This is a genomic window from Arsenicicoccus bolidensis DSM 15745, assembly GCF_000426385.1.
In the GTDB taxonomy this organism is placed as follows: Bacteria; Actinomycetota; Actinomycetes; order Actinomycetales; family Dermatophilaceae; genus Arsenicicoccus; species Arsenicicoccus bolidensis.
The window spans coordinates 96,312-110,319 of the sequence record NZ_AUFG01000003.1 but is presented as its reverse complement, the minus strand read 5'-3'; the positions used below and the strand labels follow the sequence as shown (position 1 = coordinate 110,319).

Annotated in this window: 10 protein-coding genes; 3 read left to right on the top strand and 7 right to left on the bottom strand. The window is 69.4% G+C overall.

The genetic code is table 11. The features are described 5' to 3' along the window. Positions 1-7 precede the first annotated feature (7 nt). From K313_RS0102835 to K313_RS0102810, 6 genes are all read right to left on the bottom strand, one after another. Positions 8-1,162 (bottom strand): ABC transporter ATP-binding protein, encoded by a 1,155-nt coding sequence (locus K313_RS0102835; protein ID WP_029210347.1) that lies wholly within the window; start codon positions 1,160-1,162, stop codon positions 8-10. A gap of 19 nt (positions 1,163-1,181) precedes the next feature. Next, positions 1,182-2,195, bottom strand: a complete 1,014-nt coding sequence (locus K313_RS0102830) for an ABC transporter permease (RefSeq protein ID WP_029210346.1) — start codon at positions 2,193-2,195, stop codon at positions 1,182-1,184. A gap of 126 nt (positions 2,196-2,321) precedes the next feature. Next, on the bottom strand, positions 2,322-4,058 hold the full coding sequence (locus K313_RS0102825; RefSeq protein ID WP_029210345.1) for an ABC transporter substrate-binding protein: 1,737 nt from the start codon (positions 4,056-4,058) through the stop codon (positions 2,322-2,324). A gap of 82 nt (positions 4,059-4,140) precedes the next feature. Continuing rightward, positions 4,141-5,148 carry an ABC transporter permease gene (locus K313_RS0102820; RefSeq protein ID WP_029210344.1) on the bottom strand — a complete coding sequence of 336 codons (1,008 nt, stop codon included), beginning with the start codon at positions 5,146-5,148 and terminating at the stop codon, positions 4,141-4,143. 244 nt (positions 5,149-5,392) lie between these two features. Next, a complete protein-coding gene (gene typA, locus K313_RS0102815) occupies positions 5,393-7,291 on the bottom strand; it encodes a translational GTPase TypA (RefSeq protein ID WP_029210343.1) in 1,899 nt (632 codons plus the stop codon). A gap of 88 nt (positions 7,292-7,379) precedes the next feature. Beyond that, positions 7,380-7,802, bottom strand: coding sequence for a (deoxy)nucleoside triphosphate pyrophosphohydrolase (locus K313_RS0102810; RefSeq protein ID WP_029210342.1), 423 nt, complete (start codon positions 7,800-7,802; stop codon positions 7,380-7,382). Between the two features lie 35 nt (positions 7,803-7,837). Here K313_RS0102810 and K313_RS19815 point away from each other — a divergent pair, with 35 nt between their 5' ends. Further along, on the top strand, positions 7,838-8,188 hold the full coding sequence (locus K313_RS19815) for a 4a-hydroxytetrahydrobiopterin dehydratase (protein WP_029210341.1): 351 nt from the start codon (positions 7,838-7,840) through the stop codon (positions 8,186-8,188). Positions 8,189-8,248: 60 nt separating this feature from the next. On the opposite strand, the gene K313_RS0102800 is transcribed toward K313_RS19815, so the two are convergent. Beyond that, positions 8,249-9,613: a CitMHS family transporter gene (locus K313_RS0102800; RefSeq protein WP_029210340.1), complete on the bottom strand. Its 1,365-nt coding sequence runs from the start codon at positions 9,611-9,613 to the stop codon at positions 8,249-8,251. Between the two features lie 251 nt (positions 9,614-9,864). Here K313_RS0102800 and K313_RS19810 point away from each other — a divergent pair, with 251 nt between their 5' ends. Together K313_RS19810 and K313_RS0102790 are read left to right on the top strand one after the other, a co-directional pair. Continuing rightward, positions 9,865-12,303 (top strand): sodium-translocating pyrophosphatase, encoded by a 2,439-nt coding sequence (locus K313_RS19810; protein WP_051273975.1) that lies wholly within the window; start codon positions 9,865-9,867, stop codon positions 12,301-12,303. A gap of 113 nt (positions 12,304-12,416) precedes the next feature. After that, positions 12,417-13,931 (top strand): DHA2 family efflux MFS transporter permease subunit, encoded by a 1,515-nt coding sequence (locus K313_RS0102790; RefSeq protein ID WP_029210339.1) that lies wholly within the window; start codon positions 12,417-12,419, stop codon positions 13,929-13,931. Positions 13,932-14,008: the final 77 nt, after the last annotated feature.

The following is a 14,008-nucleotide window of genomic DNA, read 5'->3' as shown; positions in this document are numbered from 1 at the left end:
CTTCCGGTCACAGCCGCGGCTTGACGTTCGTCTCGAAGAGCTCGCGTCGCCGCTCCTCCATGATGTGGCAGCGGACGAGGTGGTCGGGCTGGCGCGTGGGCAGCAGGTCCGGGACCTCGGTGACGCAGCGGTCCTGCGGGACGTGCTCGCGATAGGTGCAGCGCGGGTTGAACGCGCAGCCCGGGGGCACGCGGATCAGCGACGGCGGGTTGCCGGGGACCGGGTCCAGGCGGGTCTGGCGGACGCGGTCGAGACGCGGCATCGACGACAGCAGACCCCAGGTGTAGGGCATCTGCGGTGCGTAGAACACGTCGTCGACCGGGCCCCGCTCGACGGCCTTGCCGGCATACATCACGAGCACCTCGTCGGCCATCTCGGCGACGACCCCGAGGTCGTGGGTGATGACGATGATGGCCGAGCCGAACTCCTGCTGCAGGTCGCGCATGAGGTCGAGGATCTGGGCCTGCACGGTGACGTCGAGCGCCGTGGTGGGCTCGTCCGCGATGAGCAGCGAGGGGTCGTTGGCGAGGGCCATGGCGATCATCGCGCGCTGGCGCATGCCGCCGGAGAACTCGTGCGGGTACTGGTCGACGCGCTTGGCGGGGTTGGGGATCCCGACGCGCGCGAGCAGCTCCTTGGTGCGCTCCTTGGCGGCCTTCTTGGACACGTCGGAGTGGTGCACCCGGATCGCCTCGACGATCTGCGCGCCCACCGTGTAGTAGGGGTGCATCGCCGACAGCGGGTCCTGGAAGATCATCGCCATCGTGCTGCCGCGCAGCTCGCGCAGCTCGGACTCGGGCAGGTCGAGCAGCTCCTGGCCGTCGAGGCGCACCGAGCCGGACAGCCGGGCCCGGGTGCCGCGGTGCAGCCCGAGGATGGCCTGGCTGGTCACGGACTTGCCGGAGCCTGACTCCCCGACGATGCCGAGGGTCTGGCCCTTGTCGACCGAGAAGGTCAGCCCGTCGACCGAGCGGACGAGCCCGTCCTCGGTCGGGAAGTGCACCTGGAGATCGGTGACCTGCAGGTATGGCGCCGCGCCGCGGCCTGCGGGGCTGCGGCCCTGGGCGCCGGTGCTGGTGGCGTCCGCACGGTCCGAGCGCGTCCCGGAGGCCGCGCTGCTGCTGGGGGTTCGCTCTCCGGCATACGGGGTGGAAGGTGTCATCTGGGCTGGTCTCCTCGCCTCAGGTCAGCCGCACGCGCGGGTCGATGACGCCGTAGAGGACGTCGACGACGAGGTTGGACAGGACGATGAAGAACGCGGCGACCAGGACGATCCCGACGACGACGGGCAGGTCGGTCTCGGTGATGGCGCGGACGGCGGTCCACCCCATGCCCTGGAAGTTGAAGACGGTCTCGGTGATGACGGCACCGCCGAGAAGGCCGCCGAGGTCGAGGCCGGCGGCCGTCACGATCGGGGTGAGGGCGGCGCGCAGGCCGTGCCGGCGGATGATCGGCAGCCGCTTGACGCCCTTGGCGCGCGCGGTGCGGATGTAGTCCTCGGACATCGTCTCGATCATGTAGGCCCGGGTGAGGCGGACGTACTGCGCCGCGAAGATGCTGGCGAGGGTGATGGCCGGCAGGAGCAGGCCCTGCAGCCAGGCCGCGGGGTTCTGCGTGAACGGCACGTAGACCGGTGGCGGCACGACCTGCCACTTGATGGCGACGAAGGTCAGCAGCAGCAGTCCGATGAAGAAGGTGGGCAGCGAGTAGCCGAGGAGCGCCAGGCCCACGACCGCCCGGTCGAGCAGCTTGCCCTTGTTGAGCGCGGCCACGATGCCGCCGACGATCCCGACCACCATCCACAGCACGAACGCGAGGAGGGCGATGGAGACGGTGATGGGCATCGTCTCCTTGAGGATGTCGGTGACCGACTTGCTCTTGAGCACCGAGAAGCCGAGGCAGGGGGCCTCGCAGTGGCTGGCCAGCTGCGGGGCGGCCTTGCGGAGCTCCTCGTCGGCGGGGTAGTCGCGGCCGACGGCGATCCCCTTGAGGAAGTCGCCGTACTGCGCCATGACCGGCTTGTCGAAGCCCATGAACTTGCGGTTGCCCTCGATGACGGCGGGCGTGCAGTTCTTGGCGCACGTGAGCCGGGCCGGGTCCTCCGGGGCGGCGTAGAACACCAGGAAGGTCGCCAGGGTGACGATCAGGAGCATGACGACGGCTGTGGCCAGTCGTCGCAGGATGTAGAAGATCATCGGGCGTCAGCGCCAGGTCGTGGCGCCCTCACCGCCTCTCGGGAGCAGCTGAAGGGTGTGGTCGTGCTGGGCCGGGGGCGGCCGGTCCGGGTGGGCCGGCCGCCCCCGACTCTCAGGCGGGGTCGGTCACTTGACGGCGATGCGCGCCAGGTCGGGGTAGCCGCCCATCTGGGAGTTGGTCTCGAAGCCCTTGACGCCCGAGCCACGCATGAACGTGAACTTCTGGTTGACCAGGGCCACGTAGCCGCCCTTCTTGCCGATCATCTCGTCGATCTCGCCCCATGCCTTCTCGCGGGCGGCCTCGTCCTGGATGCCGTAGGCCGCGTCGATCTTGGCGTTGACCTCCGGGTCGTTGAAGTAGCCGTAGTCCTGGCCCGAGCCGCCGGCCGAGATGTTGACGCGGCCGTCGAAGAGCGCCGGCAGCACCGTCGAGCCGGACGGCCAGTCGGCGCCCCAGCCCGCCCAGAAGACGTCCTTGTCAGCCGCGCCGGGCGCCTGGATCGTCGCGTAGTACTTCTCCGCGATGGGCTGCAGCGTCACGTTGAAGCCGGCCTTGTCCCACGTCTCCTTCAGCGCGGTCAGCGCCTTGTCGGCGTTGCCGCGCTTGCGGTAGACGACGGTGATCGGCAGCGGCGACGGCTGGCCCGCCTCCGCCAGGAGCTTCTTGGCGCCCTCGACGTCACCGTTGGGCTGGTTGCCGAAGGGGTTGAAGTCCTTGAAGCACTTCAGCTCCTTGTTGCACATGGCGAAGGCGGGCGTCATGACCGTCGGACCGCCGTAGGCCGTGATGTAGGCGCTGCGGTTGGTGGCCATGGCGAAGGCCTGGCGCACCTTGGGGTTGGACATCGTCTTGGACTTGAAGTTCGGGGCGAGGTAGTCGACGTAGGGCGCCGGGCCGTTGACCGAGCGGGACTTGGCGGAGGGGTTGCCGGCGATCTGCGGCAGCGACGCGGCCTGGGCCTGCAGTGCCGAGATGGCGGTCTTGTCCTCGCCGGCGTCGGCGATCAGGCGCTGGTAGGTCGTGTCGACCGGGATGCCCTGGATGTCGACGATCTTGTCGGGGTAGGCCATGCGGACCTTGTCCGAGTCCGCGGACCAGTTGGGGTTGCGGACCCAGGTGCCACCCTTGTTGGGGTCGTAGGTCCCCTCGAGCATGTAGGGGCCGTTGGAGAAGGCCTGGTAGTCGGACTTGGCGCCCTGGTCCTTGTCCTTGCGGAAGGGCGCGAAGGCCGCGAGCGCCGCGTTGTTCATGTTGAAGTCGGTCCACGGCTTCTTGAACTTGAAGGTGATGGTCTGGCCGTCGCAGGTCACGGCCTTGTCGAAGGCCGCCTGGCCCGCGGCGTCGGCCTTGTAGGGGCCGGTGTAGGACGGGACGTCGCCGTCCGGGGTCTTCTTGGTGGGGATGTCCAGGAAGGTCAGCGCGTAGTTGGGGCCACCGGTGATGACATCCTGGGCGAACGTGCGCGACACGCCATACTTGACGTCGTCGCAGGTCACGGGCTTGCCGTCCTGCCACTTGGCGTTGTTGATGAGCGTGAACTTCCAGGTCTTGCCGGCATCGGACATCTGGCCGGTGTCCGTCGCGAGGTCCGGCACCATCTTGGCGTCGTTGCCGGGGGTGTAGGTCGTCAGGGTGCGGGCGTAGGTGCGCGAGCCGAACAGGATGTCGGCGCCGACGTACATGCGCTGCGGGTCGAGGTGCTCCTTGGGACCGAGGTTGAGGACCGTCAGGGTCCCGCCCTTGGCGGCCGGGGCCTGGCTGGTCGACGTCGTCGTGCTGGCTCCGCCACCGCAGGCCGCGAGGCCCAGGGTCGCCGCGGTGCCGAGGGCGACGGCGAGCGAGCCCTTCGTCGTGCGCTTCATGACTTCTCCTTTGAAGGTGCCCACCGCGGGTGGGCGGTGATGGGTTGGTGCGATGAGGAACGGCCCGCCGGCAGCGGATCGGTCACTGCCGGTCGGCCTTGGGGTCGAGGGCGTCCCGCAGGCCGTCGCCGAGGATGTTGAAGGCGAAGACCATGAGGAACACGGCGAGTCCGGGGAACAGGAAGTAGGCGGGGTCCGGCAGCGCGTAGTTGATGGAGTCGTTGAGCAGCGTGCCGAGCGAGATGGTGGGCGGCGGGACACCGACGCCGAGGAAGCCGAGGGCGGCCTCCTGCGCGATGTTCTGCGGCAGGATCATGGTGGTGTAGACGAGGATGGGCGCCCACAGGTGCGGGAGCAGCTCCTTGGTGTAGAGCCGCCAGGGTCGGGCCCCCAGGGAGCGTGCGGCCTCCACGAACTCCCGCTCGCGCAGCGACATCACCTGACCGCGGACGATGCGGGCGAAGTAGGGCCAGCCGAAGAACCCGAGCACCGTGATGATGAAGAGCAGCTTGGGCGTGGAGGCCGTGTCGGCCAGGCCGATCAGGTCGGCGATCCAGGTGACCATGACCGTCTGCAGCGAGAGCAGCATCAGGGTCTGCGGGAAGGACAGCACGAGGTCGATGACCCGGCTGATGAGCCAGTCGGTGCGCCCGCCCGCGAAGCCGGATATCAGGCCCATGATCGTGCCGAGCACGATGGCCATGGCGGTGGCCGAGACAGCCACGAGCAGCGAGGTGGTCATCCCGGACAGGATCAGTGCCAGGAGGTCGCGGCCGGTGCCCGGCTGGACGCCCAGCCAGTGGTCACCGGTGACGCCGCCCATCGACCCGGACGGCATCGAGCCGAGCTCCTGCACGAGCTCCTCGTGGTTGCTCAGGTCCAGCACGCCGAGGGAGGTCAGGATGGGGGCCAGGATGCCGAGCAGGATGACCACGATCGAGCCGACGAGCGCGGCCATCGTGACGCGGTCGCGCCGCAGCCGGGCGAGCACGAGCTGCCACGGAGAGCGACCCTTGATGTCGTCGCCCTCCACGGGCGCGACGTCGACGGCGATCTCCGCCTGATCGGCATGGGTGGGAGAGGTCGACATCGACGGCGTGCCTTTCGGGAGCGGGCCTGCGCTCCCCCGGGTGAGCGACCGGGGCGCGCAGGTGCTCGTGACACTAGGGACAGCACCGGGCCCTGGACAGTCCCCGACGCCCACCGTGTCCCGATCGTGACCTGGGTCTCAGTGCCCTGTCCTCCGGTATGCCGGACAGCCGGTCACCCCCGCGTCGCGGGACGGTGACCGGCTGTCGGCATACGCGCTGCCCCCGAGGATCAGGGGCGGTGGATCACTGGCCCTGCTCGCGCTTGGCCTCGGAACGGGCGCGGGAGGCGGTGCGGGCGCGCTCGTTCGCGGCGAGCACGACCTTGCGGATGCGCACGTGCTGCGGGGTCACCTCGACGCACTCGTCCTCGCGGCAGAACTCCAGCGACTGCTCCAGGGAGAGCCGGCGCGGGGGCACGACCTTCTCGAAGTTGTCGGCGGAGGAGGCGCGCACGTTGGTGAGCTTCTTCTCCTTGGTGATGTTGACGTCCATGTCGTCGGCGCGGGAGTTCTCGCCGACGATCATGCCCTCGTAGACCTCGGTGGTCGGCTCGACGAACAGGGTGCCGCGCTCCTGCAGGTTGACCATGGCGTAGGACGTGACGGCCCCCGCGCGGTCGGACACGAGCGAGCCGGACTGTCGGGTCGAGATGGTGCCGAACCACGGCTCGTAGTCCTCGAACACGTGGTGGGCGATGCCGGCGCCGCGCGTCTCGGTGAGGAACTCGGTGCGGAAGCCGATCAGGCCGCGCGAGGGCACCAGGAACTCCATGCGGACCCAGCCGGTGCCGTGGTTGGTCATCTGCTCCATGCGGCCCTTGCGGGCGGCCATGATCTGGGTGACCGCGCCGAGGAACTCGTCGGGGGTGTCGATGGTGAGGCGCTCGGTCGGCTCGTGCAGCTTGCCGTCGACCTCGCGGGTGACCACCTGCGGCTTGCCGACGGTCAGCTCGAAGCCCTCGCGGCGCATCTGCTCCACGAGGATCGCCAGCGCGAGCTCGCCACGGCCCTGGACCTCCCAGGCGTCGGGACGCTCGGTCGGGAGGACGCGCAGCGACACGTTGCCGATGAGCTCGCGGTCGAGGCGGTCCTTGACCAGGCGGGCCGTGACCTTGGTGCCGCGCTCCTTGCCGACGAGCGGCGAGGTGTTGGTGCCGATGGTCATGGAGATCGCGGGCTCGTCGACCGTGATGATCGGCAGCGGGCGGGGGTCCTCGGGGTCGGCGATGGTGTCGCCGATCATGATGTCCGCGATGCCCGCGATGGCGATGATGTCGCCGGGGCCGGCCTTGTCGGCGGGCTTGCGCTCCAGGCCCTCGGTGACCAGCAGCTCGGTGATCTTGACCTGCTTGGACGAGCCGTCGTGCTGGAACCACATGGCCTGCTGGCCCTTGCGGATCTCGCCGTTGAAGACGCGCAGCAGCGCGAGGCGGCCGAGGAAGTTGGACGAGTCGAGGTTGGTGACGTGCGCCTGCAGCGGGGCCTCGTCGTCGTAGACGGGCGCGGGGACGGTGTCCATGATCGTGCGGAACAGCGGCTCCAGGTCGGGGCTGTCGGGCAGGCCGCCGTCCGCGGGGCGCTCGGTCGAGGCGAGGCCGGACTTGGCCGACGCGTAGACGATCGGAAACTCGATCTGGTGCTCGTCGGCGTCCAGGTCCATGAACAGCTCGTAGACCTCGTCCACCACCTCCGCGATGCGGGAGTCGGGGCGGTCGACCTTGTTGATGCACAGGACGACCGGCAGCTTGGCCTGCAGCGCCTTGCGGAGCACGAAGCGGGTCTGGGGCAGCGGGCCCTCGGACGCGTCGACGAGCAGGACGACGCCGTCGACCATGGACAGGCCGCGCTCGACCTCGCCACCGAAGTCGGCGTGCCCCGGGGTGTCGATGATGTTGATGGTGACGCCCTCGGGGAACTCCGAGGCCGAGGGGCCGTTGTAGTGGATCGCGGTGTTCTTGGCGAGGATCGTGATGCCCTTCTCGCGCTCCAGGTCGCCGCTGTCCATGGCCCGCTCGTCGACGTGGTCGTGCTCGCCGAAGGCACCCCCCTGCCAGAGCATCTTGTCGACAAGAGTCGTCTTGCCGTGGTCGACGTGAGCAACGATGGCGACGTTTCGGATGTCGCCGCGGGTCTTCTGAGCCATGCCTCCATTGTCTCAGCCCGCGGGACCTGCCGTGACCATGCGTGACGAACCCCCGTCCAGGTCCGTCCACGAGGATCCCGGGCGGGCGTCAGGGCGTGAGGAGTCGACCCACCGCTTCGACGATCGGCAGGTCGGCGGGCAGCCACGGCACCTCGCCGAGGTCCTCCCGCCCGAGCCAGCGCAGCTCGTCGTGGTCCTCCAGCGCCCTCGGCTCGACCCCGCTCACCTGCGCGGTCCAGACGCGTATGGCGTACCGCTCGCTCAGCACCCACCGCCCGTCCGGGAGGGGACCGGTGACCTCCTCCCCCACGACCAGGTCGACGCCGAGCTCCTCGCGCAGCTCGCGGTGCAGCGCCTCCAGCTCGGTCTCGCCGGGGTCGACCTTGCCGCCGGGCAGCTCCCACCCACCCGCCAGGTGGGAGGGCTCGGTGCGGCGGGCGCCCAGCAGCAGCCTCGGTCGTGACAGGTCGTCGAGGAGCGCGGCCCCGACGACGGCGATGGGTTCCGGCATACGGCCCATCCTCTCCCAGGGGCGATGATGTCGGCATGAGCCGACTGCTGGACGACGAGGAGATCACCCGCCAGCTGCGCGACCTGCCGGGGTGGGAGCGCGTGGACGGGCACCTGGTCGCGACCTACGAGTCCGGGTCCTTCCTCGAGGCCGTGCGGCTGGTCGAGTGGGTCGCCGACGAGGCCGAGCAGATGGACCACCACCCGTTCATCGACATCCGCATGGCGCGGACGCGCTGGGAGCTGTGGACGCATTGGCGGGACGGCATCACGCAGCTGGACGTCGAGCTGGCGCACCGCATCCGCCAGCGCGCCGAGGCCACCCGGGCCACGGCGGTCACGGCACCACCAGCCCCAGCCCCAGCCCCAGCCGCACCAAGATCGTGAGTGTCTGCTCCAGCTTTCTTGGACGAGACACTCACGATCTTGGCGGCGGGGCGGCGGGGGTCAGATCGGCACGCCGCCGATCGTCACGGCGCACAGCAGGAACACCACGAACGTCCCGATGCTCCACTTGGCGGCGGTGCGCTGCCAGGTGCCCATGTCGACGCCGGTCAGGTGGAGCAGGAGGTAGATGAAGCCGACCAGCGGGGACAGCAGGTGGAAGGCCTGGCCGGTCGTCGAGGCCACGGCGATCTGCATCGGGGTGAAGCCGTAGCCCGCGCCGGTCTCGGCGAGGATCGGCAGGACGCCGAGGTAGAACGCGTCGTTGGACAGCAGGAACGTGCCGGGGATCGACGCGAACGCCGTGACCATGCCCCAGCGGTCGCCGAGCGAGGGCGGGACGACGTCGCCGATGGACTGACCCATCGCCTCGGACATGCCGGTCCCGTTGAGGATGCCCATGAAGACGCCGGCCGCCAGCACCATCACGATGACGTGCATCGCGTTGGCGCCGTGGATCTCGATGATGTCGCGGGACTCGTTCAGCTTGCGGTAGTTCAGCAGCAGCGCGATCGCGAAGCCCACCTCGAAGATGATCGCCGAGGGGATGTCCGGGATGATCCACGTCCCGCCGAACACGAGCGTCACCATCATGACCATCGTGAGGATGAAGTTCGGCCAGATCATGTGGGGCCGCTTGAGCTTCTCGCCCTCGTGCTCGAGCGCGTGCGCGGTCTCCTCGCTGTCGTTGGACGCCTCGATGAGGGAGTTCGCCGGCGACAGCGCCATGACCTCCTCGGAGGACAGGTCCACGATGCCGAGGCGCTTGCGCTCCGCACGACCGCGGATCACGGCGACGATCACGACCCAGACCGTGGCGATGAGCATGCCCGGCAGGAGCTTGCGCAGCAGCTCGCCCTCGTCGACCTTGAGCGCGGCGATGATGCGGGCCGTCGGACCGCCCCAGGGCAGGAGGTTCATGATCGAGTTGGCCATGATTACCAGGACGGCGAGGTCCATCATCTTCATGCCCAGCCGGCGATAGACGGGGATCATCGCCGAGCACACGATCATCGTCGTGGTCGACCCGTCGCCGTCGACCGAGACGACGGCCGCGAGGAGCGCCGTGCCCACCAGCACCCGGAGGGGGTCACCCTTGACGATCCGCAGGATCAGTCGCACGAGCGGGTCGAACAGCCCCGCGGTCAGCATCAGCCCGAAGTAGAGGATGGCGAACAGCAGCAGGAACACCGTGGGCGCCACGCCCTTGACGCCGGCGAGGCTGTGGTCGCCGATCTTGTCGCCGAACCCCGCGATCAGGGCGATCAGCACCGGGCTCAGCACCAGGGCGGTGAACGGGGTGGTGCGCTTGGTCATGATCAGCGCCATGAAGATGGTGACGATCAGCAGACCCCAGATGGTCAGCATGGCGACTCCTCGGTGAGCGATCGCGTCGTGGTCGAGCGACCTAGCGAGGAGAGTAGCCACCCCGCGCCCGTCCCGCCCGTCGTGCCCAGCCGGGCCTTCCCTTGCGCCGTCAGGGGATTCGCAGCGGGGTCTCGGTAACCCCGACCCCCGTGCTCGGCCCCCGAACGCGCCCTCGTAGTGTCGTAGGTGCCACTAGACGGATTCGGTGACCAGCGACAGCTGAACGACGACGTTCTCGGATCGAGCCGATCATGCAGGTAGACACAGTCCTTGCGCCCCCACTCCGCGTCCCGGCCGCCGGCGAGGCCGACCTCCACCTCCCCGACCTCGGGTCGGTCGACTTCCTGGGTGGCATCAGCGGCCACTCGCTGCTCATGGGCGGCATCGTGGTGTGCCTGCTCGGCCTGGTGTTCGGCTTCGTGACCTACGGCCAGCTGCGGAGGCTCCCGGTGCACGAATCGATGCACGAGGTCTCCGAGCTCATCTACCGGACGTGCAAGGCCTATCTCGTCCAGCAGGGCCGCTTCCTGCTGATGCTGTGGGTCTTCATCGCCGCGGTGATCGTGGCCTACTTCGCCTTCCTCATGCACTACTCGGTGGGCCGGGTGCTCGTCGTCCTCGCGTTCAGCCTGGTCGGGATGGGCGGGTCGTATGCCGTGGCGTGGTTCGGCATCCGCGTCAACACCTTCGCCAACAGCCGCACGGCCTTCGCGGCGCTGCGGGGCAAGCCCTACCCCGTCTACGAGATCCCCATGAAGTCCGGCATGTCCATCGGCATGGCGCTGATCAGCGTCGAGCTGCTGATGATGCTCGTGATCATGCTCTTCGTGCCGGGGTCGCTCGCGGGGGCGTGCTTCATCGGCTTCGCGATCGGCGAGTCCCTCGGCGCGAGCGCCCTGCGCATCGCGGGCGGCATCTTCACCAAGATCGCCGACATCGGCTCGGACCTGATGAAGATCGCGTTCAAGATCAAGGAGGACGACGCCCGCAACCCCGGCGTCATCGCCGACTGCACCGGTGACAACGCCGGCGACTCGGTCGGTCCGTCGGCGGACGGTTTCGAGACGTATGGCGTCACCGGGGTCGCCCTCATCACCTTCATCCTCCTGGCGGTCCCCGACCCCGCCACGCAGGTCAAGCTGCTCGTGTGGATCTTCGTCGTCCGCGCCGTGATGGTCATCGCGTCCGGCCTGTCCTACGCCGGCAACCAGGTCATGGCGGGTCGCCGCTACGCGCACCGCGACCGGATGAACTTCGAGACGCCGCTGTCCGCGCTCGTGTGGCTCACGTCGGCCGTGTGCATCGCCCTGACCTACCTGACCTCCTGGGCGCTGATCGCCGACCTGGGCACCGGCCTGTGGTGGCAGCTGGCGACGATCGTGTCCTGCGGCACCCTGGCCGGTGCCCTCATCCCCGAGCTGGTCAAGGTCTTCACCTCCACCCACAGCCGGCACGTGCGGGAGGTCGTGACGAGCTCGCGCCAGGGCGGCGCCTCCCTCGACATCCTCTCCGGGCTCGTGGCGGGCAACTTCTCGGCATACTGGCTGGGCATCGCCATCGTCGGGCTCATGGGTGGCGCCTATCTGATCTCGACGATCGCCCTCGGTGCGCTGATGATCGCTCCCGCGGTGTTCGCGTTCGGGCTGGTCGCGTTCGGCTTCCTCGGGATGGGGCCGGTGACCATCGCGGTCGACTCCTACGGGCCGGTCACCGACAACGCCCAGAGCGTCTACGAGCTGTCCGTCATCGAGGACATCCCCGGCGTCGCCGAGCAGATCCGGGCCGAGCACGGCTTCGACGTGGAGTGGGAGCGCGCCAAGTACTTCCTCGAGGAGAACGACGGCGCGGGCAACACCTTCAAGGCCACCGCCAAGCCCGTGCTGATCGGCACCGCCGTCGTCGGATCCACGACCATGATCTTCTCGATCATCATGGCGCTCACCGGTGGTCGCACCGAGGAGATGGTCAACCTCTCGCTGATGCACCCGCCGTTCCTGCTGGGGCTCATCACCGGCGGCGCGACGATCTACTGGTTCACCGGGGCGTCCATCCAGGCCGTCACCACCGGGGCCTACCGCGCGGTCGAGTTCATCAAGGACAACATCCACCTCGACGGGGCCACCAAGGCCAGCGCCGAGGACTCCACCCGCGTCGTCGAGATCTGCACGCAGTACGCCCAGAAGGGCATGCTCAACATGTTCCTCGGCGTGTTCTTCTCCACCCTGGCGTTCGCGTTCGTCGAGCCGTTCTTCTTCATCGGCTACCTGATCTCGATCGCGCTGTTCGGGCTCTACCAGGCGATCTTCATGGCCGACGCCGGCGGCGCCTGGGACAACGCCAAGAAGGTCGTCGAGGTCGACCTGCACGCCAAGGGCACGGCCCTGCACGACGCGACGATCGTGGGCGACACGGTCGGCGACCCCTACAAGGACACCTCCTCGGTCGCGCTCAACCCGGTCATCAAGTTCACGACCCTGTTCGGCCTGCTGGCCGTCGAGCTGGCCGTGCAGCTCGCCGCGTCGTCGGGGACCGTGCTGACCCACTCGCTGGCCGCGGTGTTCTTCGTGATCTCGGCCTACTTCGTCTACCGCTCCTTCTACGGCATGCGCATCTCGGGCGGGACCCGGGCGCCGGAGGACGAGCCTGCGGAGCCACCTGCGCGCGAGGGTGCCCGGCCCGCCGCGGTCTGAGCCGTATGCCGTCCGCCAGCCGCCTGCGGTGATCCGCGAGGCGGCGGGCGCGGACCGTCTCGGTGCCTCGCGCAGGGGCGGGGTGTGTCAGTGGCTCGTGAGACGCTGCGCGCGTGACGTCACCCGAGCAGGCTCCACCCACCGCGCGCCCCGCCGGCGGCGCCCCCACCGACGACTCGCGCACCGCGAGCCCGTGGCCGGCGCTGTGGGCCCTGTGCCTGGGGTTCTTCATGATCCTGGTCGACTCCACGATCGTGACCGTCGCGATGCCCGCGCTCATGTCCGGGCTGCACGCCGACATCGGCGCGGCGGTGTGGGTGACCAGCGCCTACCTGCTCGCCTACGCCGTCCCCCTGCTCATCACCGGGCGTCTCGGCGACCGCTACGGACCCAAGCGCGTCTACCTCGTCGGGCTCACGATCTTCACCCTCGCGTCCCTGTGGTGCGGGCTGACCGGCACCATCACCGGGCTCATCGTCGCCCGCGTGGTCCAGGGCCTCGGGGCCGCGCTCATGAGCCCGCAGACGATGTCGGTGATCACGCGCCTCTTCCCGCCGCAGTCGCGCGGGCAGGCCATGGGCCTGTGGGGCGCCGTCGCCGGGGTGGCGACGCTCGTCGGACCGGTCCTCGGTGGCGTGCTCGTCGACACCCTCGGGTGGGAGTGGATCTTCTTCATCAACGTCCCGGTGGGCCTGCTCGCCATGGTGCTCGCCTGGCGGCTCGTCCCCACCCTCGACACCCACGCGCACCGGTTCGACTGGATCGGGGTCGTGCTGTCCGCGGTGGGTCTCTTCTGCATCGTCTTCGGCATCGAGGAGGGGCACGGCTACGACTGGTCCACGATCACAGGGCCGATCACGGTGTGGCGCCTCATCGGGTTCGGCGTGCTCGTGATGATCGCGTTCGTCGTCTGGCAGGCGCGTCAGCGCAGCGAGCCGCTCGTGCCGCTGCGCCTCTTCCGCGACCGCAACTTCTCGGTGGCCAACGTCGCCATCACCACCGTGGGCTTCGCCGTCACCTCGACGATGTTCCCCATCATGATCTGGGCGCAGAGCGTGCGGGGCCTCTCGCCGACCTACGCCGCCCTGCTCATGGCGCCGATGGCGGTCATCTCCGGTGGTCTGGCCCCGGTGGTGGGCCGGCTCGTGGCCCGCACGCACCCCCGAGTCCTGGCGGGGATCGGGCTGCTGTCCTACGCCGTGTCGCTCGTGTGGATGCGGGCCGTGCTGCGCGCCGACATGCCCCTGTGGGAGCTGCTCCTGCCCGTCGCCCTGCTCGGCGTCGCCAACGGCTTCATGTGGGCTCCCCTGTCCACCTCGGCGACCGCCAACCTCGACCGTCGCGAGGCGGGCGCCGGGTCCGGCGTCTACAACACCACCCGGCAGATCGGCTCGGTGCTCGGGTCGGCGGCCATCGCGCTGGCCATGGAGGACCGGCTGGCCGCGCACCTGCCCGGATCCTCGGGCGCCGCCCCCACCATGGGCGGCACGGGCGGCACCATGCCGCCGCAGGTGGCCGAGGCGTTCAGCGCCGCGATGGGTGACGCCCTGCTGGTCCCCGCCGCCGTGATCCTCGTCGGTGCCGTCGTCGTCATGGCCTTCGAGCGGCCCCGCCACCAGCACGCCTGACCCGCCGGCGCCTCAGATCGGTCGGTTCACCCCGCCGCCGCGCGCAACGCGTGGAACCCACCTCGCCGCACGCAACG